This window comes from Pseudoclavibacter sp. 8L (assembly GCF_902506465.1).
Lineage (GTDB): Bacteria > Actinomycetota > Actinomycetes > Actinomycetales > Microbacteriaceae > Pseudoclavibacter.
The window spans coordinates 1,949,156-1,970,162 of sequence record NZ_LR733186.1; the positions used below are offsets into that span (position 1 = coordinate 1,949,156).

The following is a 21,007-nucleotide window of genomic DNA, read 5'->3' on the forward strand; positions in this document are numbered from 1 at the left end:
AGTTAGTCCAATCGGTTTACTTATGGCAGGCCGAAGGCGCGACACCGATGTCGAGCCGCACGGAGAACGGTCGTGGAGCAAGGGAGCACCATGAAAAATCGCACACTCGGGGTCGTGGCACTCGCCGCCGCCTCTGTGCTCGCACTGTCCGCATGCGCTGGCGGCGACTCGGGCGGAGGCGACTCGAACACCATCAAGGTCGCCTACCAGAAGTTCGGGCAGTTCACCCAGATGGACGACCACATGCAGAAGGTCAAGGCCGAGTACGAAGCGGCCAACGAGGGGATGACCGTCGAGCTCATCCCGATCGAGGCGCAGGAAGCCGACTACTTCGCGAAGCTCGCCCTCATGAACCGCTCCCCCGCCACCGCGCCGGACGTCATGTACGAGGACACGTTCATGGTCAAGACCGACGTCGAGGCCGGCTACCTCGCCCCGCTCGACGACTACGTCGCGAACTGGGCCGACTGGGAGCAGTTCCCCGAGAACGCCCGCCAGGCCGGACTCGGCGACGACGGCAAGGTCTACGGCATCCCGATGGGCACCGACACGCGCGCCCTCTGGTACAACCAGGACATCCTGAAGGCCGCCGGCGTGCAGGTGCCGTGGGAGCCGAAGACCTGGGACGACATCATCGCGGCCGCGGAAGCCGTGAAGGCGCACGATCCCAATATCCGCCCCTTCAACATCTACTCGGGCAAGGCCATGTCCGAGGGCGCCTCGATGCAGGGCTTCCAGATGCTCCTCACCGGCACTGAGGACGAGCTCTTCAACACCGACGAGCAGAAGTGGGTCACGGGCTCGCAGGGCTTCATCGACTCGCTCTCCTTCGTCGGCGACATCTACCAGGGCGGCCTCGGACCGACCCCGCAGGAAGCGCTCGACAAGAACGTCGGCACCAGCATCAACACCGAATGGATCCCCAACGGGCAGCTCGCGATGAGCCTCGACGGCTCCTGGGTGAGCGGCACCTGGCTCGACTCCGGCTCGAAGCCGTGGCCGGAATGGTCGGACGTCATGCAGGTCACGCCGATGCCGACGCAGGACGGCCAGGACCCGGGCGTCACGAGCATGTCCGGCGGATGGACCCTCGCCATGGGCGCCGGAACCAAGAACCCGGACGCCGCCTGGGACTTCATCAGCCTCGCCCTCAACCAGGAGAACGCGCTGAGCTACGACGTGGCGGCAAGCCAGGTGCCGGTGCGCACCGACGTCGCCGAAGCCCCCGAGTACACGGACGCCAACCCGACGTTCGGCTTCTTCGCGGACCTCGTGCCCGACACGAACTTCCGCCCAGCGAACTCCGACTACTCGCAGGTCTCCGCCGCGATCACGGTCGCCATGGAGGCCGTCATGACGGGCCAGCAGACACCAGAGGAAGCCGCCGCCGCCTACGACAAGGCCGTCATCGGCATCGTCGGCGAAGAGAACACGACGTCGGCGTCGAGCTGATGACCGCCACCCTCTCCCCCGTCTCGGGAGCGCCCCGCGCTCCCGAGACGGGGCGGCCCGCCCCCAAGAAGCGGAAGGCGCTGCAGCGGGTCACCCGCGGCGTGCCGCTGATCCCAGCGGTCGGTCTCCTCGCCGTCTTCCTCCTCGGGCCCGTCATCTCGTCGTTCTACGGCTCGTTCACCAACTCCACGCTGAGCGGCGTCGGCGCCTCGAGCGCGGAGTTCGTCGGGTTCCAGAACTACCTCGACCTCTTCGCGAGCCCCGACTTCCCGAAGTCCGTGCTGATCACGCTCATCTTCCTCGTCGCGTCCGCGATCCTCGGGCAGAACGTGCTCGGTCTCGGCCTCGCCGTGCTCATGCAGTCGTCGAACAAGGTCGTGCGCAGCACCGTGAGCACCATCGTCGTGACCGCCTGGGTGCTGCCGGAGATCGTCGCCGCGTTCGCGGCCTACGCGTTCTTCAGCGACGCGGGAACGCTCAACACGATGCTCGCCGCGATCGGCATCACCGGCCCCAACTGGCTCTACACGCTGCCCCTGCTGAGCGTGATCCTCGCCAACACGTGGCGCGGCACCGCCTTCTCGATGCTCGTCTACCGGGCAGCCCTCAACGACGTCCCGCCGGAGATCACAGAAGCGGCCGAGGTCGACGGCGCGAGAGGCTGGCAGCGCTTCACGCTCATCACGCTGCCCATGATCCGCCGCAGCATCTCGACGAACCTCATGCTCACGACCCTGCAGACGCTCTCGGTCTTCGCGCTCATCTTCGTGATGACCAACGGCGGGCCAGGCACCGACAGCACAACGCTGCCGCTGCTCGCCTACCAGGAGGCGTTCCGCTTCGGCCAGCTCGGCTTCGGCACCGCCATCGCCACCATGCTGCTGCTCGTCGGCGCGCTGTTCTCGGTCGCCTACATCAGGGCGCTCAAACCGGAGGTGGACTGATCATGTCAAGCAACACATCCGTGGCCGCGGCTGACCCCGCCGTCACGACCAGGTCCATCGCGACGGGCGGCCACCACGTCGAGACGAGCATGGCGGCCCCTCGGGGGCGCGCGATGCGCTGGTTCGCGAACATCGTGCTCAGCGTCATCGGCGTCATCTTCCTGCTCCCCCTCGTCTGGCTCCTCCTGGCGTCGTTCGACTCGACCGCGACCCTGTCGGTGAAGTGGCCGGAAGCACCGTCGCTCGACAACTTCCTCGCCGTCCTCACCCCGGAGATCTCCCTTATCCCGCTCTGGAACAGCCTCGTGCTGTCCGGCGGATGCGCGATCGTCACGGTGCTCGCAGCGATCCTCGCCGCGTATCCGCTCTCCCGCTACAAGTCGCGCATCAACAAGCCGTTCCTGTACGGGGTGCTGTTCGGGACCTGCCTGCCGATCACCGCGATGATGGTGCCCGTCTACGCCCTGTTCGTGGCGTTCAACCTCATCGACAACATGTTCGGCACCATCCTGTTCCTCGCCGCGACGTCGCTGCCCATGGCGATCTGGATGATGAAGAACTTCATGGACTCGGTGCCCGTCTCCCTCGAGGAGGCGGCCTGGACGGACGGCGCCTCGGCCATGGCGACCCTGCGGCTCATCGTCGTGCCGCTCATGCGCCCCGGCATCGCAGTCGTGTTCATCTTCGTCTTCATCCAGACGTGGGGGAACTTCTTCATCCCCTTCATCCTCCTGCTGAGCCCCGACAAGCTGCCCGCCGCGGTGAGCATCTTCTCGTTCTTCGGCCAGTACGGCGCGGTCGCCTACGGCCAGCTCGCCGCGTTCTCGCTCCTCTACTCCCTGCCGGTTCTGGCGCTGTACGTGCTCGTGTCCCGCCTCGGCGGCGGCTCGTTCGCCCTCGCCGGCGCCGTCAAGGGCTGACCTCCAACTTCCAACGTTCCCTTCAACGCAGAAAGGCGCTCCATGCCTGACCCCACGCAGTTCGTCGACCTCCGCATCCGCCGGTTCGTGTCCGAACGACTCACCCCCGCCATCTACCGCGAGCGCGAACAGCTCACCGTCACCTCCTGGGACGTTCCGGGCGAGCCCGTACCGTTCGCCGAGGCGGTCACCCAGCAGTTCACGCCCTTCCGAGTCGGTGACGAGTGGAGCCGCCCGTGGGGAACCACGTGGTTCCACATCACCGGCACCGTCCCAGCCGACTGGGAGATGACGGATGCACGCGTCGAGGTGCTCGTCGACCTCGGCTTCGTGAGCGGCCACCCGGGCTTCCAGGCCGAGGGCCTCGTCTGGACCCCGGAAGGCCACATCCTGAAGGCCATCGAGCCCCGCAACACGGCGGTGCCGCTGAAGATCGGCCCAGGCGACAGCATCGACCTCTACATCGAGGCGGCGTCGAACCCGGACGTGCAGGGCGAGTCGGTCTACGCGCCCACCCCCATGGGCGATCTCGCCACCTCCGGCGACGCCCCCATCTACCGCACTCGGGTGCTCGACATCGGCCTACGCGACGTGCCCGTGTGGGAGCTGGCGCAGGACGTGTGGACCCTCGACGGCCTGTGGCGCGAGCTCGGCGAGGAGTCGCCCAGGCGTGCAGAGATCCTCCGCGGGCTCGAGCGCCTCATCGACACCCTCGACCCCGACGACATCTCCAGCACGGCGAAGGCCGGCCGCGAGGTGCTCGCTCCCCTGCTCGCCTCCCCCGCCTACGCGAGCGCCCACCACGTGGTCGCCGTCGGCCACGCGCACATCGACTCGGCCTGGCTGTGGCCAGTGCGCGAGACGATCCGCAAGTGCGCGCGCACCTTCTCCAACGTGCTCTCGCTCATGGACGAGAACGACGACTTCCTCTTCGCCTGCTCGTCGGCGCAGCAGTTCGCGTGGATGAAGGAGCACTACCCGGACCTGTTCGAGCGCATCAAGGTGCGAGTCCTCGAGGGGCGCTTCGTGCCCGTCGGCGGCATGTGGGTGGAGTCGGACACCAACCTGCCGGGCGGCGAGGCCATGGCCCGCCAGTTCGTGGCGGGCAAGGGATTCTTCATCCGCGAGTTCGGCATCGAGCCGCCCGAGGTGTGGCTGCCCGACTCCTTCGGCTACTCGGCCGCGCTCCCCCAGATCGTCAAGGCCGCCGGCTCGAAGTACTTCCTCACGCAGAAGCCGTCGTGGAACGAGACGAACGTCATGCCGCACCACACCTTCAACTGGGAGGGCATCGACGGCTCGCAGGTGTTCACGCACTTCCCACCCGTCGCGACCTACAACTCGGTGCTCTCGCAGGAGGAGCTGCACAAGGCGCAGCGCGATTACAAGGAGAAGGGCGAAGCCAACTCCTCCCTTGTGCCGTTCGGCTACGGCAACGGCGGCGGCGGTCCGACCCGCGAGATGATCGCGGCCGCGGAGCGCACCCGCGACCTCGAAGGGTCTCCCACGGTCGAGATGACGAGCCCGCAGGCGTTCTTCGAACAAGCCGAGGCCGAGCTCGAGCAGCCGCCCGTCTGGTCAGGCGAGATCTACCTCGAGTTCCATCGGGGCACCTACACGTCGCAGGCGCGCACGAAGCGCGGCAACCGCCGCAGCGAGCACCTGCTGCGCGAGGCGGAGCTGTGGGCGAGTGCGGCGACGATCCGCACGGGCGCCGCGTACCCGTACGCGGAGCTCGAGTCGGCCTGGCAGACGGTGCTCCTGCAGCAGTTCCACGACATCCTTCCCGGCTCCTCCATCGCCTGGGTGCACCAGGTCGCCGAGGAGCACTACGAGCGGGTCGCGGGTGAGCTCGAGACGCTCATCTCGTCGGCGCTCGGCTCGCTGACGGGCGCCGGAGAGACGGCGCTGCTCGCGAACGCCGGACCGTACGCGGTGGACGGCGTGCCCGCGCTCGGTGGTGGCGCATCCGGTGCCGCCTCAGGTGCCGCGCCGCACGGCGCCCCGGTGACGCTCACGCGCTCCGGTGACACCCTGGTGCTCGACAACTCGCTGGTGCGCGTGACGATCGACGCGGACGGTCTCGTGTCGTCGTTCTTCGACGTCGCCGCGGATCGTGAGCTGGTTCCGGCCGGCGAACGCGCAGCCGAGCTGTGGATCTACCGCGACACCCCCGCTCAGTGGGATGCGTGGGACATCGACGTGCACTACCAGCGTCACGGCCGCCCGATCCGCTCGGTCGACTCGATCGAGGTCGTCTCGGAGGACGCCGACCGGGTCGTCGTGCGAGTGTCTCGCTCGCACGGCTCGAGCACCTTCGTGCAGGAGCTGTCGCTGAGCGCCGGGCGTCCGACGCTCGACCTGACGACGGATGTCGACTGGCATGAGCGCCAGAAGCTCCTCAAGCTGGCGTTTCCGCTGGATGTGCACGCGGAGCGGTCGTCGTCCGAGATCCAGTTCGGGCACGTCAACCGCCCCATCCACCGCAACACGTCGTGGGACGTCGCACGGTTCGAGACGAGCGCGCACCGTTGGGTGCACGTCGGCGAGACCGGCTACGGGGTGGCCGTCGCGAACGACTCGACGTACGGGCACGACGTGACCCGCACGACCCGCGAATCCGGCGGCACGACCACCCTCGTGCGGGAGTCGCTGCTGCGGGCTCCCACCTTCCCGGACCCGCACGCCGACCAGGGCCGACACGTGCTCCGCACCTCGGTGCGAGTGGGAGCGGAAGTGCTGGACGCGGCCGCCGAGGGCTACCGACTCAACGTCGCACCTCGCGCCGTGACCGGCGCCGCGGCCATCGAGCCGCTGCTGACGGTCGATGACCCGGCCGTCGTGGTGGAGGCTGTGAAGCTGGCCGAGGACCAGAGCGGCGACGTCGTCGTCCGCTTGTATGAGGCTCGCGGTGCGAAGGCTCGGGCAACGGTGACGCCCGGGTTCGCGTTCGAGTCGGTCGCTGAGACCGACCTGCTCGAACGTGACGTCGACCAGACGGCGATCGTGGATGCGGAGGGGGCCCTGGCCCTTTCGGTGCGCCCGTTCCAGCTGGTCACGCTCCGCTTCCGTGGGGTGTCGGCGCTGCGCTGACGACTGGGGAGACCGGGCGGGCAGACTGCGCTGCCCGCCCGGTCGAACGCTGTGGCGAACCGCACCCGCGGACTCCTGGGTGCCGGTTCGCCACAGCTGTGTCTGCGGGCACCTGCGTCTGCGGCGGCTGTCTCTGCGGGTACCTGTCTCTGCGGGCACCTGCGTCTGCGGGTACCTGCGTCTGCGGGTACCTGCGTCAGCGGGCACCTGCGTCAGCGGGCACCTGCGTCTGCGGGCGGCCCCCGCTCGCGGCCTCTCCCTCGACCTCTCCCTCCCTGTCCCGGCACCAAAGTTGTGGGCGGGTGCGCTCGCCAAGCACCGCAACCGCACTTCGCCACACCTCTGCCCGCGCAGCCCGCCGCTCGAAGCCCGCCGCTCGGGACCCGCCGCTCCGGCTCCCATGCCGCTCCGGCTCCCGTGCCACTCGGGTTCCCGTGCCACTCCGCCTCCCAGATTCTCGCCACTCGAGCTCTCTCGCGGCCCCTCCCTCGCTCACTGTCCCGGCACCAGAGTTGTGGGCAAGTGCGCTCGCGAAGCACCGCAACCGCACTTGGCCACACCTCTGCCCGCGAAGCCCGCCGCTCGAAGCTCTCCGCTCGGGACCCGTCACTCCGGCTCCCGGGCCGCTCAGGCTCCCGCCCTCTCGCCCCCCGCCGATCGGCTCCCGGCTTCTCGCCACTCGAGCCCTCCCGCGCGGTCTCTCTCGGTCCCTCTCTCGGCCCCTCCCTCGCGGCCCCTCGCTCCCTGTCACGGCACCAAAGTTGTGGGTAAGTGCGCTCGCGAAGCACCGCAACCGCACTTCGCCACACTTCTGCCGGCGAAGCCCGCCGCTCGGAGGCCGCATCCCAGGCCCCCGCTCGGGCCCCCGGATTCCCGCCATTCGAGCTCTCCCTCTCAGCCTCACTCGACCCTCCCTAGGCCCCTCCCTCTCGACCTTTCGCGCTCTCGGCCTTCCTCGCTCCCGTTCGCGCTCCCCACTGTCGCGACACCAGAGTTGTGGGCAAGTGCGCACGCGAAGCACCGCAAACGCACCTGGCCACACTTCTGCCGGCGAAGCCCGCCGCTCGGAGGCCGCATCCCGGTGCTTCCCAGCGGGACCGGCGTTAGATGGATGGCGGAGCGCGCAGCCCCGACGCGCGCAGGAATGAGCGACGATGCCCACCTTCACGAACATCCATCACCTCGCGGTGACCGTCCGCGACCTCGAGACGAGCGTCGCCTTCTACGAGCAGGTCTTCGGCTTCGCCCCGGCGACCGAGATCGACGACGAATCGCTGCACCGCAAGCTGTTCGCACTGCCGGGCGGCACGAACCTGGGGCTCACGCAGCACGACGGCGGCACCGACAGAGCGAGTGGCGGAGGGTTCTCGCCGTTCTCGCCGGGACTCGATCACATCGGGCTCACCGTCGAGAGCCGTGACGAACTCGAGGCGTGGGCGAGCCACCTGAGCGAGCACGGTATCGAGCACAGCGGCATCGTCGAGGCGCCGTATGGCTACGCGCTGAGCTTCAAGGACCCCGACCAGATCGCGCTGGAGTTCTTCGTCTCGAAGTAGGTGCCGCGCGGGCGCCTCCGGCGACAGCTTCCCCCCGCAGAAAGTTGTGGCTTGGTGCACCTGCTGAGCACCGCAACCGCACCAAGCCACAACGCTGTGCACCTCCCGGCACACGCCGACCACCGCGGTCCGGACCGCACACCGAGGTCGGCTCACCCCGCGCCGCCGAAGAGTTGTGGGCAAACGCTTCTAGCAAGCACCGCAACCGCACCAAGCCACAACGCTGCGCACGGCCCGCCCCGACCCGGCACACGCCCCGCGCACCCTGCGCTATTGCGCACCCTGCGCTATTGCGCACCTTGCGCCGCCGCAGAGTTGTGGGGAAACGCTCCTCACAAGCACCGCAACCGCACCAAGCCACAACGCTGCGCACGGCCCGCCCCGGCCCGGCACACGCCGACCGACACGCACCCAACCGCACACCGAAACCAGCTCGCCCCGCAGCGCACCGCGGCGGACAATGCCCTGCACATCCTGCGTCCCTGCGCACCCGGCACCATCGCAGAGTTGTGGCAAAGCGCTCCTCGCCTGCTCCGCAACCGCATCAAGCCACAACAATTCGCGCGTCCCGGCGCGTCCCGGCGCGTCCCGGCACGCGCCAGACGGCGACGGCGCCCTCAGGAGGGCAGCACCATCGAGAGGGTGTAGCTCCAGACGCAGATGAAGGCGAGCATCCCGAGGCTGTAGCCGATGGAGCTGCGGAGGATCTCCCCCTCCCGCCCGGAGAGACCGACCGCGCCCGCGGCGATGGCGATCGACTGCGGCGAGACGACCTTCGCCGTCGTGCCACCTGCTGTGTTGGCGGCGACGAGCAGCGAGGGCGCGACGCCGATGCGTCCGGCCGTCGCGACCTGCAGGGGCCCGAAGAGGGTGTTGTTGTTGACGACCGAGCCGGTGAGGAAGACGCCGAGCCACCCGATGATGGGCGCCAGGAGCGGGAAGACGGGGCCGACGGCTGCGAGCGCGCTGCCGATGCTCGCGGAGCCGCCCGAGTAGTTCGCGATGTTCGCGAGCACGAGGATGAGCGCGATGAGCACCAGCGCCTGCCAGAGCTCGCGGAACGTGGCGGCGAGCTGCCCCCACAGGTCCGCGGCCTTGAGGCTCGGCGTCGTGAGGAACGACACGATGACGGCGAGCAGGATGGCGGTGCCCGTGGCGCTGATGGGGGCGAAGTCCCAGGTGGTCGCGACGGGGTCACCGCTCGAGAGCGCGATCTCACCGGTGAGGCCCGGAATCGGGAACTTGATGACCGCGGCGGCGAGCGGCCCGTCGACGGCGAAGAGCTGCTTGAACGCGGGGATGCTCCACACGAGGATGAGGCCCGTGAGGATGTAGAAGGGGCTCCAGGCGACCGCGATCTCGCGCACGCTGTGACGTTCCACGGCCGGCGCCTCACCTCCGCCTTCGCGGAAGATGCGCTTCGGCTGCCAGAAGCGACCGAACACGAAGAGCGCGAGCATCGCCGCGAGGCCCGAGCCGAGGTCGGCGAGCTCCGGTCCGAGGAACCACAGCACGGACGCCTGCACGCCGCTGAAGACGACGCTCACGACGAGGGTCGCCGGCCAGGTCTCGCGGAGGCCGCGCCAGCCGTCGAGGATCATGACGAGCAGGAACGGCACGAGGAATGTGAGGGGCTGCAGGAGCAGCATCATCATGCGGGACATCTCGAGCACCTCGACGCCGGCCACCTGCGCGCCGACAATCACGGGAATGCCGATCGCTCCGTAGGCTCCCGCCGCGACGTTCGCGACGAGGGACAGCATGGCGGCCTTCACTGGCTTGAAGCCGAGCTGCACGAGGAGGGCCGCGCAGATCGCGATCGGCACCCCGAAGCCCGCCGCGCCCTCGAGGAACGCGCCGAACGCGAAGCTGATGAGCAGCACCTGGATGCGCTGGTCTGGAGAGATGCCCGAGATGGAGGCGCGGATCACGTCGAAGCGTCCGCTCGCGACGGCGAGGCGATACAGCCAGACCGCCATGACGATGATGTACGCGATGGGCCAGATGGCGGTGAGGACGCCGAGGAGCCCCGACCCGGCGACGGCGGTCCCCGGCATCCCGAACGCGACGAGCGCGACGAGGATCTCGGCGACGACGGCGATGCTGGCAGCGAGCATCCCCTTCATCTTGAGCGCCGTGAGGCAGATGAAGAAGATGGCGATCGGGATCACGGCGACGAGCGCCGACAGCCAGGGATTTCCGAACGGGTCGATGTCCTGCATCCACATGAGAAGCTCCGTCCATCGTGAGGTCGAGAGCGCTGGGGAGCGTGCGCTGGTCTCTGCTCGTCACAGTAGCGGGCATGGGTCTCGCGGGGCGAGCGTTTCGCCGGCGAAGTGCCGCCCGAACTTCTTTCGGTGCCTCGCATTGTTCGTGGGACCGAGGGACGCACAAGTGCGGCCGGGACAGTTTGCGCTGTCACTGCGATCCGCGGTTAGTGACACTTCCTGGCAGAAGTGTTACTAAGGTTGGGGCTTGCCAACATCTGCGGGCGATGCGAACGAGCCGATGCTCGCCATTCCGGCGGTCGGCGTGGCGCTGCACAACTGGCGCCCGTCGGACCCCCGCCTGTTCTCACGTTCCGAGCTGAAGCGCCAGACGGGTGCGTACTCGTCGGCGATACCGACGCGACTCGCAGATTGGTCCCCCACGCTCACGAGCGAGCTCGGAGCAGACCTTGAAGATGCCAGTCGAGCCCTGAGCGACTTCGATCGCCATGCGTCGCTCGTCCTCGGCACGGAGAACACCGCTCTGGCCTCGATGGCGGCGATCCTGCTCCGCACGGAGAGCGCGTCGAGTTCACAGATCGAGAACCTCACCGTGAGTGCCAGACAGCTCGCCCTGGCTGAGATCGGCGCAGGCACCTCCCCGAACTCGCGGACGGTCATCGGCAACGTCCGCGCGATGGAGGCCGCCGTCACGCTGACAGAGCCCCTGTCCGTTGGCACGATCCTGACGATGCATCGCGAGCTGCTCGCGCATCAGCAGGGCATGGAGGCGCACGCGGGCCTCCTGCGCGAGGAGTTGGTCTGGATCGGGAAGGGAAACGCGGGCCCGCGCGAGGCTGACTTCGTGGCCCCGCAACCGGAGCTCGTCCCGCCAGCACTCGATGACCTGCTCCTCTTCGCCGACCGCGCCGACCTGCCCGCGTTGCTGCAGATCGCCGTGGCGCACGCGCAGTTCGAGACGATCCATCCGTTCGTCGATGGGAACGGCCGCACAGGACGCGCCCTCGTGCAGGTCATGCTGCGCGCCAGCGGGATCGCGTCGCACACCACCGTGCCCTTGTCGGCAGGCCTCCTGACCGACCTCAATCGCTACTTCGCGGCACTTGGCGCGTTCCGAGACGGCGACGCCAGTCCGATCGTCCGCACCTTCACTCAGGCTGCGAGGTTCGGCGCCGCGGCGGGTGGGGACCTCGTCGACGCGCTGCGCGCCGAGCTGGCGGCCTCTCGCGAGCTCCTGGCGGGCGTCCGCCCGCAGGCCTCGGCCCTGCGGCTGCTGCCATTGCTCGTCGGGCAGCCGATCGTCGACTCCGCGTTCGTGCAGAGGGCACTTGCTGTGGATGCAGTCACCGCCAATCGCGCCCTTGCTCTGCTGACCGACCGCGGGGTCCTCACCGAGCGCACCGGCAGACGCCGGGGACGGGTCTGGCAGCATTCCGGAATGCTGGGCGCCCTGGACGAGTTCGCGACGGGCATTCGCCGCGCCCGGCGCTGAGCTGTCACCGCATCCACCGTTTCTCTCGACGCTCCTGCGACAGACTGCTCTCATGAGGCGAATCGAGGCAGTTCTCGGAGACATCACGGAGCAGGCCGTCGACGCGGTCGTGAACGCGGCGAACAACGGGATGCGCGGGGGCGGCGGGGTCGACGGCGCCATCCACCGTGCGGGCGGGCCCGCGGTGCTCCGCGACTGCGTGGCCAGGTTCCCGGACGGCCTTGCGACCGGGGATGCGGGATACACGACCGCCGGCGAGCTGCCAGCACGATGGGTCATCCACACCGTCGGCCCCGACTACGGCTCGGGCCAGCGCGACCGCGCGCTCCTCACCTCCTGCTACCGGCGCTCGCTCGAGGTCGCCGACGAGCTCGGCGCCACCTCGGTCGCGTTCCCTCTCGTCAGCGCCGGCATCTACGCCTGGCCGCTCGAGGACGCGATCGCCGCCGCCGTCGACACCATCGCGAGCTCGAGGTCGCAGGTCCAGGAAGTGCGCATCGTCGTGCGCGACCCCGAGATCCTCGCCCGAGTGGAGCGCGAGCTCCGAAATCGCGCCGCTGACGCCTGACGCCCTTCCCGGGCAGGTGGGTCAGAACTCGAGCGTGCCCGCCATCCGCTCTCCCGCGACCTCGACCCAGTCGAGCGTCTCGTCCATGGCGCGCCGGCCAGAGCCTGCGAGCTCAGACAAGGACACGATGCTGACCCCGTCCCGAGCGAGCACCGCCCGCTCCTCGGCGCCGAGGCCCACGCGGCCAGCGATCACCCCGAAGCGTGCGCCTTCCTCGAGCGCGAGCCTGCGCACGAGCGAGGGGACCTTGCCTGCCTCGGACTGCGCGTCGAAGCTGCCCTCCCCGGTGATGACGAGGTCTGCCCCGCGCAGCAGCTCCCGCAGGCCGACCGCCTCGGCGACGGCCACGGCGCCCGCCGAGACCTCCGCGCCGACCGCGAGCAGGCCGAATCCCGTGCCGCCCGCTGCACCAGCACCGGGGTGCGCCGCGAGCGCGAGGACATCGCCGCTCGCTTCCGGTGCCCCGTCGAGCACCTGCGCGAGCCGCGTCAGCCCGGCCTCGAGCAGGGGAACATCGTCGACGGATGCGCCCTTCTGCGGCCCGAACACGGCGGCAGCCCCGGCCACCCCGAAGAGCGGATTCACGACATCGGTCAGCGCGACGAGGCCGTCGGCGGGGAGCCGGACGAGTCCGGAGATGTCGACGCTCTCGAGCGAGTGCAGTCCGCGATTCCCGAGCGGGATGTCGGCGCCAGCGGCGTCGAGGAACCGCACGCCGAGCGCCGACAGCATCCCTGCGCCGCCGTCGGTCGACGCGCTGCTCCCCAGCCCGACGAGCACTCGCCTCGCGCCGTGCTCCGCCGCGAACCTGATCGCCTGACCGAGCCCGATGGTCGACGCTCGGGCGCACGACTCGCGGTCGACCCCGTCGAGCAGCGCGATGCCGCTCGTCTCCGCCAGCTCGACGACCCAGGTGCCGTCCGGGAGCTCCACGAGCTCAGCGTCCACGGGGGCACCGAGCGGCCCCTCGACGCGCACCGACACCACTCGCGCGCCTGGGACCGAGCCGGCGATGGCCGCTGTCGTCCCCTCGCCGCCATCGGCCATCGGCACCTCGACGCACTCGTCCCCGGGCCTGGCGCGCAGCCAGCCCCGCCTGATCGCCGCGGCGACCTCGGCCGCCGAAGCGGTGCCCTTGAACGAATCCGGTGCGATGACGGTGCGGCGCTGCATACCCCCAACCTACCGACCGGAACGCGCCCGAGGAAAGCGTTTCCCGCTAGGCTCCAGATATTCAGGGCGGCACGCACCGTCGCGCGCCGGGGAGGAGACACGTGAGTCGACACGGAAACCACGTCACGCTCGGCGAGGTCGCGCAGGCGGCAGGCGTCTCGATCGCAACCGCCTCGCGCGCCATCAACGGCAGCGCTGGCAGGCGCGTGAACGAGGAGATCAAGAAGCGCGTCCAGGAGACCGCCGACCGGCTCGGCTACTCACCCAACCTAAGCGCGCAGGCCGTCGCGAGGGGCGCATCCTCGACCATCGCCGTGGTCGTGAGCGACATCGCCGACCCGTACTTCAGCGCCATCGCGGCGGGCGTCATGCGCGGCGCCGAGGAAGCCAACCTCATCGTGACCATCGCCGCCGCGGAGCGGAGCGTCACGAACGAGCTCGAGATCGTGCGCACCCTGCGCGGGCAGCGCCCCCGTGCCATCATCCTCACCGGATCCAGGCGCATCGACGACCCGCAGCAGGCGGCCCTCGAGGAGCAGCTGCTCGCATACGACGCCTCCGGCGGGCGAGTTGTGCTCGTCGCCCAGGCCCCTTCTCCCTTCGACGTCGTCGAGCTCCGCAACCGGGACGGTGCGCAGGAGCTCGCACGCCAGCTCGTGAACCAGGGCGGCCGGAGGTTCGGGATCATCACGGGGCCCCTGGAGCTGCTCACCAACCGAGACCGCGTGGATGGCTTCACCGAGGGGCTCGCAGAATCGGACCTCGGCATCGACGACGACGCCGTCATCTCCACCGCCTTCACCCGCGACGGCGGCTACGAGGCGCTGCGCACGCTCCTCTCCCGTTTCCCGGACACCGACACCATCTTCGCGACCAGCGACCTCATGGCCACGGGCGTCCTCACCGCCCTCCGAGACCTCGGCAAGGAACCCGGCCGCGACGTGTCGGTCGCCGGCTTTGACGACATCGCGCTCGTGCGCGACGTGACCCCACCCCTCACGACCGTCGTCGCACCCCTGAGCGACATGGGCTACCGCGCCGTGCGCCTAGCCCTCGCGGAGCGCGGCAAGGACGGCCCCGTCGTGCTGCCCGTCAACACGGCCGTCGTCATCCGCGAGAGCACTCCGCGCCGCGACTGAACCGTTCGCGCGGGCGTCCTCGAGACCACCCGCGATCTGGGCCCGCAGACTAGGCCGGCACCCCATCCTCGATCTCACGCTTGTTTCGGTAAGCGCTTTCCAATACGCTGGTCGAAGTCTCAACGCCGAGACTCAGACGAGAGGATGGATATGACCACGGACAAGCTCGGGATCATCGTCAACGGCGCGACGGGGCGCATGGGCTACCGCCAGCACCTCGTCCGCTCACTGCTCGCCCTCCGCGACGAGGGCGGTATCCCGCTGTCGGACGGCACGCGGCGCCCGATCGAGCTCTACCTCGTCGCCCGCAACGAGGAGCGCCTCCGCGAGCTGGCCGCGAAGCACGGCATCGACAAGTACACGACCGACCTCGACGTCGCCCTCGCCGACGAGGACTTCCCCGTCTACTTCGACGCCCTCATCACGCGACTGCGCGTGCCCGCGATCCGGAAGGCCATCGCCGCAGGCAAGGCCATCTACACCGAGAAGCCCACGGCCGAGAGCTACGCCGACGCGCTGGCCCTCGCCGAGGAGGCGGAGGCGGCCGGCGTCAAGAACGGCGTCGTCCACGACAAGCTCTACCTGCCGGGCCTCATCAAGCTGCGCCGCCTCATCGAGAGCGGCTTCTTCGGCGAGATCCTCTCCGTGCGCGGCGAGTTCGGCTACTGGGTCTTCGAAGGCGACTGGCAGCCCTCGCAGCGCCCGAGCTGGAACTACCGCTCCGAAGACGGCGGCGGCATCGTCGTCGACATGTTCCCGCATTGGAACTACGTCATCGAGAACCTCTTCGGCGAGATCTCCTCCGTCTACGCCGAGACGCGCACCCACATCCCCGAGCGCGTCGACGAGGCGGGAAAGCGCTACACGGCAACCGCCGACGACGCGGCCTACGCGATCTTCGACCTCGCTGACGGACCGATCGTGCAGTTCAACTCGAGCTGGACCGTGCGCGTCAACCGCGATGAGCTCGTCGAGATCCACGTCGACGGCACGCACGGGAGCGCCGTCGTCGGCCTCTTCGGCGCCAAGGTGCAGCCCCGCAACGTCACCCCCAAGCCCACCTGGAACCCCGACCTGCGCGACGAGCACGACTACTCCGCCGACTGGATCGAGGTGCCGCAGAACGATGCCGTCGACAACGGCTTCAAGCTGCAGTGGATCGAGTTCCTCCGCTACGTACTCGAGGATGGCACCCACGACTACGACTTCCGCTCGGGGGCCAAGGGCATGCTGCTCGCCGAGGCCGCCCTCGAGTCGAACGCGTCTGGCCGCCGCGTGTCGCTCGCAGATCAGGCGGCTGCGAAGTGACGGCGACGCAGGTGATCGACAGCACGCGGACGGCGACCGGCACTCGCCTCGCCCTGCTCTCCCCCGCTGGCGAGTCGTCGCGGGTCGAGCTGCTCGAAGCCCCCGCCTTCCAGCGCCCCACGGGCGGGCTCCGCTCCCGTGAGCTGTACGCGGCGGCGCACGTCATCCCCCGTGCGACAGCCGACAACGTGCCTGGCGCGCCTGCCGACATCGACTGGGATGCGACGCTCGGCTACCGGCGGCAGCTCTGGTCGTGGGGTCTCGGCGTCGCCGACGCCATGGACACGGCGCAGCGCAACATGGGACTCGACGCTCTGGCGACGCGCGAGCTCATCGCCCGCAGCTCCGCGGCAGCGCGCGAGGAGGGCGGCACCATCGCCGTCGGCGTCAACACCGACTCCCGCACCGAGGAGATGCTGACCCTCGACGAGATCGAGCGTGCCTACCTCGAGCAGCTCGAGCTCGCTGAGGCGCAGGGCGCGCTGCCCGTCATCATGGCGAGCCGCCACCTGGCCCGCGCCGCGCAGTCCCCCGCCGACTACGCCCGCGTCTACACGCGTGTGCTCGGCGCCGTCTCGTCGAAGGCGGTGCTGCACTGGCTGGGCACCGCGTTCGACCCGGCTCTGCGCGGCTACTTCGGCGCCGACGCCTGGCAGCAGGCGTCCGACCTTGTCATCACCCTCATCGAGGAGCACGCCGACAAGGTCAGCGGCATCAAGATGAGCCTCCTGGATGCGGACGCCGAACGGGCCGTTCGCGCCCGCCTCCCCGAGGGCGTCACGATGTTCACGGGCGACGACTTCAACTACGTCGAGCTGATCGAGGACGACGCGGACGGCATCCACTCCGACGCCCTCCTCGGCGCGTTCAGCGTGCTCGCGCCGAACGCATCCGCCGCCGTGCAGGCCCTCGACGCTGGCGACCCCGCTGAGTTCCGGCGCATCCTCGAGCCGACGCAGGAGCTGTCGCGGCAGGTCTTCGCCGCCCCCACCTTCTACTACAAGACGGGCGTCGCGTTCCTCAGCTGGCTGAACGGCCACCAGAATGCGTTCCAGATGGTGGGCGGGCTGCACGCGGCCCGCAGCCTCCCGCACCTCTCGCGCATCGTGGAGCTCGCGAACACGTCGGGCGCGCTTGAGCGGCCCGAGCTCGCGGCCGAACGCTGGCACGCGATGCTGCGCCTCAACGGCGTCGACGCCACCTCGGGGGTGCTCGCATGAGCGCGCACCCCCGCCTGTCGATCAACCAGGCGACGATCAAGCACGCCTCGCTGCGGCAGGCCGTCGATGCGACCGTGCGCCAGGGCGTGCAGAGCATCGGGCTGTGGCGGGAGCCGGTCGCGGATGTCGGCCTCGCGGAGGCGGCGCGCATGCTCGCCGACTCCGGCCTGCGGTTCTCCAGCCACTGCCGCGGCGGGTTCGTGACGATGCCGGAGGGCGCTGAGCGTCGGGGCGCCATCGACGACAACCGCAGGGCCATCGAGGAGGCGGCGACGCTCGCCGCGGCCGGCGCTCCCGGGTCGTCGGCATCGCTCATCATCGTGGCGGGAGGCATCCCGGAGGGAAGCCGTGACCTCGCGGGGGCCCGCGGCCGCCTCGAGGAGGCCATCGCCGAGCTCGCGCCCGAGGCGCAGGCGGCGGGCGTCACGCTTGTGCTCGAGCCGCTGCACCCCATGTACGCGTCCGACCGGGCGGTGCTCTCGACCCTCAAGCAGGCGCTCGACCTCGCCGATCGTGTCGGGAGCCCCGCCGTCGGCGTGGTCATCGACTCGTTCCACGTCTGGTGGGATCCGGATGCCCAAGAGCAGATCGCCCGGGCCGGGAGAGACGGCCGAATCGCCTCGTACCAGGTGTGCGATTGGGCGACTCCCCTCCCCGCCGACGTGCTGCTGAGCCGCCACCTCCCCGGCGCCGGGATCATCGACTTCGCCGAGCTCACGAGCTGGGTCACCGACGCCGGCTACACGGGCGACGTCGAGGTCGAGGTGTTCAACGCCGAGCTGTGGGCGAAGGACTTCGACGAAGCCGTTGCCGACACGGTCGAGGCCTTCGGAACGCACGTCGGTACCCACCTCGCGCTGCCGGTGCGCGGCTGAGGCCAGACCCCGCACGAGCGAGCAGAGCGCCTGCCCCGATCTGGGGCAGGCGCTCTGCTGTGCCCGCGCTGTTCTGCCGGGGCCCGGGGCGGGCCTGCCGGGGCGCAGTGCCCGCGCTGTCTTACCGGGCCCCGGGGCGAGCGTTCCGGCACACGAAGAGGCCCGCCCACCTTGCGGTGAGCGGGCCCGGCGCTTCGAGGGTCGCGGTTCGACGGGGCGCTCAGTCGCCGCCGAGAGGGCTTCCGAGGAGTTCGCGGATGCGTCCGGCGACCTTGTGGAAGCGCGGGTCCTCGAGCGTCGGCTCGTACTCGCGTTCGCGCGGCAGGTCGACGTCGAACTCCTGGATGATCGTGCCGGGGCGCGGCCCCATGAGCACCACCCTGCTCGCCAGGTAGACGGCCTCGGGCACGGAGTGCGTCACGAGGAGCACCGTCAGGTCCGTCTGCGCCCAGAGTCTCTGGAGCTCGACGTTGAGGTGCTCCCTCGTGAGCGCATCCAGGGCCCCGAAGGGCTCGTCCATGAGGAGGACATCGGGGTCATGCAGGAGGGCCCGGCACAGGGAGACGCGCTGCTGCATGCCGCCAGACAGCTCGTGCGGGAGGGCCTTCGCGAAGTCGGTGAGGCTCGTGAGCTCGAGGAGCTCGTCGCACCGCTTCGACGCTGCCGTCTTGTCGAGGCCTCGCATCTCGGCCTGCAGCAGGATGTTGCCGCGCACGTCCCGCCACGGCAGCAGGGCCGGTCGCTGGAAGACGAACCCGACGTCCTGCCGCGGCGAGGTGACTCGGGAGCCGCGCAGCTCGATGGTTCCCTCGGTCGGCACGGTGAGGCCGGCGACCGCCCGCAGCAGGGTCGACTTCCCGCATCCCGACGGCCCCACGATGGAGACGAACTCCCCCTTGCGGACGTGCAGGTCGACGTCGCGCAGCGCCTGCACGCTGCGACGCTTCGTCTCGAAGCGGATGCCGACGTCGTCGATGCCGAGCAGGTAGTCCTGGTGGCCGCCCGCCGAGGAGGGCGCCGTGCGCTCGTTGACCGTCATGCTCATTCTGCCGCTCCGCTCGGCTCGAAGCTCGCGTCGAAGTAGTCCTCGACGGGCTTCGCCTCCTCGATGAGCCCGGCCGTGGAGAGCACCCCGATGGTCGCCTCCCAGTCTGCGGTCGTGTTGACGCCGGGCGCGTTGCCGTCGCTCTCGGGGGATGTGAGGAGCGGGATGGTGTTGTTCCACTGCTCGATGAGCACTTCCGCCGCGGGCATCTGCGGGTCCTTGCCGTCCATGGCCGCGACGGCATCCTCAGGCGCCTCGGTGGCTGCCGCGTACGCCTCGGAGGTCGCGGCGACCATGTTCTCGACGAGGTCCGGGTTGCTCTCGATGAGATCGGTATTGGCGACGAGGCCGTTGCTGAAGAAGTTCAGTCCGACGTCGGAGTACTTCAGGTAGGTGACGTCCTTGCCGCTCTGCGCGGCGATCGTCGGACCTTGATCGTGGGCGAAGCCGATGAGCCCGTCGACCTGCTCGTTGATCATCGCGGCCATCTTGCCGGCGGCGTCGAGGTTCTGCTGCGTGACGTCCCCCTCTTCCAGGCCGGCGGCTTCCAGGTAGAGCGGGAACGTCGTCGTCGGCGCGTCTCCCGCGGAGGTCGCGATGGTCTTGCCCTTGAGGTCGGCGGGCGTCGAGATACCGGAGTCGGTGAAGACCTGCACGGCGGACGGCGTGGTCTGCAGGAAGACGCCGACGCTGCGGATGCTCACACCCTTGTCGATGTTGGCGAGCACAGCCGGGGTGTCTGCCCAGCCGAAGTCCACCTGCCCTTGGCCGACGGCCTGGGCGGTCTTCGTCGACCCCTGGCCCGCCTGGATAGTGAGGTTGATGCCGTGCTCTTCGAAGATGCCCTGTTCGACCCCGTAGTAGAAGGGGGCGTGCTCGCCGTACGGGTACCAGTTCAGCATGAGCGTCACGTCGGTGAGGCCGGCTTCGCCGTCGGCTCCGGCTGCTCCCGGTTCGGGGGATGCGTTGCCGGAGCACGCGGTGAGGAGGAGCGCGCTGGCGGCGACGGCGGTGACGAGCCCGTTGCGGATTGTCTTCTTTGACATGAGGGGCCTTTCCAGTTGAGGGTCGAGGCGGTGTGGGTCGAGAGGGTGGGAGATGGCTGCTGTCAGCTGTCGAGGTTGCGACGCGACGCGTGCCAGGGCACGAGGAAGCGCTCGGCGACGAGGATGACGGCGAAGAGGAGGATGCCGAGGAGGGACATGATGATGAGGGCGGCGAACAGCATGGCGGTGTCGACGTTGCCGTTGGCCTGCAGGATGACGTAGCCGAGACCGGCGTTGGCGCCGACGAACTCGCCGACGACGGCTCCCGTGACAGCGAGCGTCGCGGCGACCTTCATGCCGGAGAGCAGCTCCGGCAGCGCGGCTGGGAAGCGCACCTTCACGAACGTCTTCCATCGCGAGGCACCCATGGTGCTCGTGAGCTCCAGGATCTCGGGGTCGATCGTGCGGAGACCGCTGATGCCGGCGATGACGATGGGGAAGAAGGCCATGAGCACGGCGACGAGGATCTTCGGTTCGGGACCGAACCCCATCCACACGATGAAGAGCGGGGCGATGGCGATCTTCGGGATGACCTGCGCGAACAGGATCAGCGGGTAGAAGGTGCGCTCGAGGGTGCGCGAGTAGACCATGATGACGGCGACCGCGACGCCGAGGACCACGGAGAGGACGAAGCCGATGACGGTCTCGACGGTGGTCACCCACGTGTTGTCCCACAGGTACTGCGGGTTGTCGGTGAACGCCGCGAGGGTGTCGGCGGGCGATGGCAGGATGTAGGAGGCGACGGTTCCGGTCTCCGTCACGGCCCACCAGGCGGCGAACGCGACGATGAGGAAGATGGCCGGGTAGGTGTAGCCGGAGAGTCCCTTGGCGATGGAGCGTCGCTTCACGGGTGGGGGCGTTGCGTCAGTCGGCGAGCCGATGACTGGGGTGTTGGTGGTTGCGCTCGTCATGCGGAGCTCCTTACAGCGTTGTAAGAGGGGACTCGGT

Annotated in this window: 16 protein-coding genes; 11 read left to right on the forward strand and 5 right to left on the reverse strand. The window is 69.4% G+C overall.

Translation table 11 applies throughout. The features are described 5' to 3' along the window. The first annotated feature begins 90 nt into the window (after window positions 1-90). The 5 genes from GV007_RS15875 to GV007_RS15895 all read left to right on the forward strand — a co-directional run bounded on the left by GV007_RS15875 (window position 91) and on the right by GV007_RS15895 (window position 7,965). Window positions 91-1,452, forward strand: coding sequence for an extracellular solute-binding protein (locus GV007_RS15875; protein ID WP_104240566.1), 1,362 nt, complete (start codon window positions 91-93; stop codon window positions 1,450-1,452). Further along, window positions 1,452-2,396 carry a carbohydrate ABC transporter permease gene (locus GV007_RS15880; protein WP_160074072.1) on the forward strand — a complete coding sequence of 315 codons (945 nt, stop codon included), beginning with the start codon at window positions 1,452-1,454 and terminating at the stop codon, window positions 2,394-2,396. The genes GV007_RS15875 and GV007_RS15880 overlap by 1 nt, the downstream gene beginning before the upstream one ends. Before the next feature lie 89 nt (window positions 2,397-2,485). Then, a complete protein-coding gene (locus tag GV007_RS15885; protein WP_160074382.1) occupies window positions 2,486-3,316 on the forward strand; it encodes a carbohydrate ABC transporter permease in 831 nt (276 codons plus the stop codon). A 42-nt stretch (window positions 3,317-3,358) separates the two neighbouring features. Then, window positions 3,359-6,409: an alpha-mannosidase gene (locus tag GV007_RS15890; protein WP_160074074.1), complete on the forward strand. Its 3,051-nt coding sequence runs from the start codon at window positions 3,359-3,361 to the stop codon at window positions 6,407-6,409. A 1,154-nt stretch (window positions 6,410-7,563) separates the two neighbouring features. Continuing rightward, entirely contained in the window at window positions 7,564-7,965 is a 402-nt protein-coding gene (locus tag GV007_RS15895; protein WP_160074076.1) for a VOC family protein, read from the forward strand. Window positions 7,966-8,582: 617 nt separating this feature from the next. On the opposite strand, the gene GV007_RS15900 is transcribed toward GV007_RS15895, so the two are convergent. Continuing rightward, window positions 8,583-10,193 (reverse strand): L-lactate permease, encoded by a 1,611-nt coding sequence (locus GV007_RS15900; protein WP_160074078.1) that lies wholly within the window; start codon window positions 10,191-10,193, stop codon window positions 8,583-8,585. A gap of 247 nt (window positions 10,194-10,440) precedes the next feature. Here GV007_RS15900 and GV007_RS15905 point away from each other — a divergent pair, with 247 nt between their 5' ends. Further along, window positions 10,441-11,685, forward strand: coding sequence for a Fic family protein (locus GV007_RS15905; RefSeq protein ID WP_228502994.1), 1,245 nt, complete (start codon window positions 10,441-10,443; stop codon window positions 11,683-11,685). A gap of 52 nt (window positions 11,686-11,737) precedes the next feature. Further along, window positions 11,738-12,253, forward strand: coding sequence for an O-acetyl-ADP-ribose deacetylase (locus tag GV007_RS15910; RefSeq protein ID WP_160074080.1), 516 nt, complete (start codon window positions 11,738-11,740; stop codon window positions 12,251-12,253). Window positions 12,254-12,274: 21 nt separating this feature from the next. Here GV007_RS15910 and GV007_RS15915 read toward each other — a convergent pair whose 3' ends face one another. Next, on the reverse strand, window positions 12,275-13,426 hold the full coding sequence (locus GV007_RS15915) for a glycerate kinase (RefSeq protein WP_160074082.1): 1,152 nt from the start codon (window positions 13,424-13,426) through the stop codon (window positions 12,275-12,277). A 101-nt stretch (window positions 13,427-13,527) separates the two neighbouring features. Here GV007_RS15915 and GV007_RS15920 point away from each other — a divergent pair, with 101 nt between their 5' ends. The 4 genes from GV007_RS15920 (at window position 13,528) to GV007_RS15935 (ending at window position 17,968) form a co-directional block, all read left to right on the forward strand. Continuing rightward, window positions 13,528-14,565 carry a LacI family DNA-binding transcriptional regulator gene (locus GV007_RS15920; protein ID WP_160074084.1) on the forward strand — a complete coding sequence of 346 codons (1,038 nt, stop codon included), beginning with the start codon at window positions 13,528-13,530 and terminating at the stop codon, window positions 14,563-14,565. Between the two features lie 150 nt (window positions 14,566-14,715). After that, on the forward strand, window positions 14,716-15,873 hold the full coding sequence (locus tag GV007_RS15925; protein WP_160074086.1) for a Gfo/Idh/MocA family protein: 1,158 nt from the start codon (window positions 14,716-14,718) through the stop codon (window positions 15,871-15,873). After that, complete coding sequence (locus GV007_RS15930; RefSeq protein WP_160074088.1) at window positions 15,870-17,093, forward strand: dihydrodipicolinate synthase family protein; 1,224 nt, start codon at window positions 15,870-15,872, stop codon at window positions 17,091-17,093. Before GV007_RS15925 ends, GV007_RS15930 begins: the two co-directional genes overlap by 4 nt. Continuing rightward, entirely contained in the window at window positions 17,090-17,968 is an 879-nt protein-coding gene (locus GV007_RS15935; RefSeq protein WP_160074090.1) for a sugar phosphate isomerase/epimerase family protein, read from the forward strand. Before GV007_RS15930 ends, GV007_RS15935 begins: the two co-directional genes overlap by 4 nt. Window positions 17,969-18,188: 220 nt before the next feature. Here GV007_RS15935 and GV007_RS15940 read toward each other — a convergent pair whose 3' ends face one another. The 3 genes from GV007_RS15940 to GV007_RS15950 form a co-directional block, all read right to left on the reverse strand. After that, entirely contained in the window at window positions 18,189-19,013 is an 825-nt protein-coding gene (locus tag GV007_RS15940) for an ABC transporter ATP-binding protein (RefSeq protein ID WP_160074092.1), read from the reverse strand. Further along, on the reverse strand, window positions 19,010-20,059 hold the full coding sequence (locus tag GV007_RS15945) for an ABC transporter substrate-binding protein (RefSeq protein ID WP_160074094.1): 1,050 nt from the start codon (window positions 20,057-20,059) through the stop codon (window positions 19,010-19,012). Before GV007_RS15945 ends, GV007_RS15940 begins: the two co-directional genes overlap by 4 nt. A gap of 62 nt (window positions 20,060-20,121) precedes the next feature. Further along, a complete protein-coding gene (locus GV007_RS15950; protein ID WP_160074096.1) occupies window positions 20,122-20,970 on the reverse strand; it encodes an ABC transporter permease in 849 nt (282 codons plus the stop codon). Window positions 20,971-21,007: the final 37 nt, after the last annotated feature.

What these genes read in the sequence shown, in the direction of transcription:
- GV007_RS15875 (WP_104240566.1), top strand. Translation starts at nt 91, where the DNA reads ATGAAAAATCGCACACTCGGGGTCGTGGCACTCGCCGCCGCCTCTGTG.
- GV007_RS15880 (WP_160074072.1), top strand. Translation starts at nt 1,452, where the DNA reads ATGACCGCCACCCTCTCCCCCGTCTCGGGAGCGCCCCGCGCTCCCGAG.
- GV007_RS15885 (WP_160074382.1), top strand. Translation starts at nt 2,486, where the DNA reads ATGGCGGCCCCTCGGGGGCGCGCGATGCGCTGGTTCGCGAACATCGTG.
- GV007_RS15890 (WP_160074074.1), top strand. Translation starts at nt 3,359, where the DNA reads ATGCCTGACCCCACGCAGTTCGTCGACCTCCGCATCCGCCGGTTCGTG.
- GV007_RS15895 (WP_160074076.1), top strand. Translation starts at nt 7,564, where the DNA reads ATGCCCACCTTCACGAACATCCATCACCTCGCGGTGACCGTCCGCGAC.
- GV007_RS15900 (WP_160074078.1), bottom strand. Translation starts at nt 10,193, where the DNA reads ATGTGGATGCAGGACATCGACCCGTTCGGAAATCCCTGGCTGTCGGCG.
- GV007_RS15910 (WP_160074080.1), top strand. Translation starts at nt 11,738, where the DNA reads ATGAGGCGAATCGAGGCAGTTCTCGGAGACATCACGGAGCAGGCCGTC.
- GV007_RS15915 (WP_160074082.1), bottom strand. Translation starts at nt 13,426, where the DNA reads ATGCAGCGCCGCACCGTCATCGCACCGGATTCGTTCAAGGGCACCGCT.
- GV007_RS15925 (WP_160074086.1), top strand. Translation starts at nt 14,716, where the DNA reads ATGACCACGGACAAGCTCGGGATCATCGTCAACGGCGCGACGGGGCGC.
- GV007_RS15935 (WP_160074090.1), top strand. Translation starts at nt 17,090, where the DNA reads ATGAGCGCGCACCCCCGCCTGTCGATCAACCAGGCGACGATCAAGCAC.
- GV007_RS15940 (WP_160074092.1), bottom strand. Translation starts at nt 19,013, where the DNA reads ATGAGCATGACGGTCAACGAGCGCACGGCGCCCTCCTCGGCGGGCGGC.
- GV007_RS15945 (WP_160074094.1), bottom strand. Translation starts at nt 20,059, where the DNA reads ATGTCAAAGAAGACAATCCGCAACGGGCTCGTCACCGCCGTCGCCGCC.
- GV007_RS15950 (WP_160074096.1), bottom strand. Translation starts at nt 20,970, where the DNA reads ATGACGAGCGCAACCACCAACACCCCAGTCATCGGCTCGCCGACTGAC.